Annotated in this window: 3 protein-coding genes; 1 reads left to right on the top strand and 2 read right to left on the bottom strand. The window is 47.8% G+C overall.

The window, feature by feature from the left end:
- The coding region (locus AAAX32_RS09965; RefSeq protein ID WP_349100292.1) for an IS3 family transposase at positions 1 to 97 on the top strand (97 nt) is incomplete at its 5' end.
- A gap of 112 nt (positions 98 to 209) precedes the next feature.
- On the opposite strand, the gene AAAX32_RS09960 is transcribed toward AAAX32_RS09965, so the two are convergent.
- Both AAAX32_RS09960 and AAAX32_RS09955 read right to left on the bottom strand, forming a co-directional pair.
- A complete protein-coding gene (locus AAAX32_RS09960) occupies positions 210 to 914 on the bottom strand; it encodes a GntR family transcriptional regulator (RefSeq protein ID WP_055287651.1) in 705 nt (234 codons plus the stop codon).
- A gap of 8 nt (positions 915 to 922) precedes the next feature.
- On the bottom strand, positions 923 to 1,711 hold the full coding sequence (locus AAAX32_RS09955) for a GntR family transcriptional regulator (protein ID WP_117790910.1): 789 nt from the start codon (positions 1,709 to 1,711) through the stop codon (positions 923 to 925).
- Positions 1,712 to 2,234 lie beyond the last annotated feature (523 nt).

Genomic DNA, 2,234 nt, shown 5'->3' with positions numbered 1-2,234 from the left:
CGAGGCCTACCTCGTGTACTATCGTGAGGAGCGGATCAAGAAGTCCCTCGGGTGGCTGAGCCCGATGGAGTACCGCAGGAAGCTTGGATACGCCTAGGCGCGGTCCAAGAAATCGTCCGCACCCCCTAAACGGCAAAAAAACGCCCCTTTGTCGGGGCGTTTTCAATCTCTTGTTATTCGGTTAAGAAAGATCCGGGGCTTGGCTTTCGCTAGAGATAAAACTTTAAGCGCTCAGTGCAGTACACCTGCCGCGAAATAAACAATGGCACTCCCTGCGCGCTGCAACGCTTATCTACAAATAATAAAAGGGCAGATCCCGGCTTTACATTCAAATGTTCTGCCTCGTAAGCACTTGCAAAGCACACCTGCAACGTTCGCTCGTTATTGCCAAGTTCGATATGGCGTCTTCCCAGCACCTCAAGTAGAGAACCCGATAAATCTTCATGTTCCAAAAAGGCAAGAGAAGGAGTGTAGCTATTGGTCTCCAACATCGTTGGCACGCCATCGACTAAGCGCAAACGTCTAGTCTGAAGAATATTCTCGTCCTCCTGGACCTGAAGAAAACGCACGTCGCGCAGCGTAGGATAAATCCAAGCTACTTCGAGCACTACGGTAGAAGGCTTTTTATTTTCTTGAATGCAGGAATGGGTGAAGCTTTCCTGGTCATCGGCTGCATAGGCATTGCGTGTCGTGGTAACAAAAGTCCCTTTCCCTCGCGTGCGCTCAACGATATCGGCATCCTCTAGTTCCTTGATTGCCGATCGAACAGTAATACGACTAACGCCATATTCCTCCATAAGCTCCGTCTCAGTAGGAAGCTTATCCCCTTCGCTATATACGCCACTTTCTATTCGACTCACAAGATCGTGAACGATCTGCTTATACAATGGAACAGCGCTCTCCACTTTAACCATTATTCAACCTATTGCTTTCTACACTCAACGGCTTCAAGTCCCCGCCAATTGATGCCGAGTTGATTAGCCTTAATCGAAAAGAAGTATTTGAAATAATCACCCAACATCACCTGCTTAGTAAAGTGCACTGGCTTACCAGTGCTCATATAAACGGTCTCACTCAATATAAACATCGCAGCTTCTCCTGCGATATTAAGGATGCGCTTCTCCTCATCCGTAGCAAGCCCTGCTTCAAGCACAATAGACGGGAAACAATTATCCTCTAGTCGCAGCCCCGTCTCTCTCTCAATCGTTTCATAAAGTGATGCGTTCTCCATATCGACACCCAGTAAAAACCCGAAGTTCTTTACTGGAAGATAAATATGTTCAATCATTGCATTTATGTGGTTAATTGACCTCACGCGTTTGAGGTAAACCGCAGATTCATTCTCTTCCATTCGCAAATGACGACGGACGGCAACGGGCGGCTCGACCTCCTGAAGAGCGAGAACACGAGACGAGGTTTCGATATTATTTTCATGGCAAAAATAAGTGAAACCCTTAAACGTGCTCAAGCTCGAGACGATTTTAGGCTGCCGGATAAATGTGCCCTTGCCATGACGCGTATCAAGCACGTCGTCATCCACAAGAGTTTGAATTGCCTTCCGTATCGTCGCACGGCTAACCTCGTATTCTTCGCAAAAACCATTTTCGCTAGGCAACACGCCACTTTCGGAAAACTCGCCCATCTCAATACGGCGGCGCAAATCATCAGCTACTTGTACATATAGCGGCACAGCACTAGTCGGGTTAATCATAACGTTCTCCGTATAACATTCTATGAAACTTCTATACGTTATAAGATAACCTATTACGTATTATTTTGAAAGAAATAGACGGTTCAATCTTATTTTTGACCGTCTACAATATCAAACACTCCATATGAAGGTGTCGAATGCCACTTGTGGCGCAAACAAGAGGGGCATTTGGCAAAAATGCCCCATTTCGCCTTGAAGTCGCTACCGTGAAATGCCAACGAGCCGCATGGTCGAGTCCAAGCAAATACGACCTCAAGCGGCCAGCTACGGCATGGCTCCCTAGAACGAGACTGCGACATTTGTTTGCATTGTTTTACGAACGCAACATAACGAATTATTTCCGAGCAAAATAACGACCGCTGAAAGCTGCTTTAGTAGTTCATCTGGTGGTAGTAGCGACGCGTGGTGAGCGGGTGGTTGCGGACGTGCTCGAGATGGCAGCTCAGGCGCTCGGTGATGGTGTAGGTGACCATCGGGGAGACGATCTTGCGGAACTCGGGGTCGCTGAACGGCAGCTCGACCT

The organism is Collinsella sp. CLA-ER-H3 (assembly GCF_040092425.1).
Taxonomy (GTDB): domain Bacteria; phylum Actinomycetota; class Coriobacteriia; order Coriobacteriales; family Coriobacteriaceae; genus Collinsella.
The sequence above is the reverse complement of the archived record's forward strand: the minus strand, read 5'-3'. Positions and strand labels throughout refer to the sequence as shown.

Excerpts from the sequence above, each read along its gene's own strand:
- AAAX32_RS09960 (WP_055287651.1), bottom strand. The coding sequence starts at position 914 with ATGGTTAAAGTGGAGAGCGCTGTTCCATTGTATAAGCAGATCGTTCAC.
- AAAX32_RS09955 (WP_117790910.1), bottom strand. The coding sequence starts at position 1,711 with ATGATTAACCCGACTAGTGCTGTGCCGCTATATGTACAAGTAGCTGAT.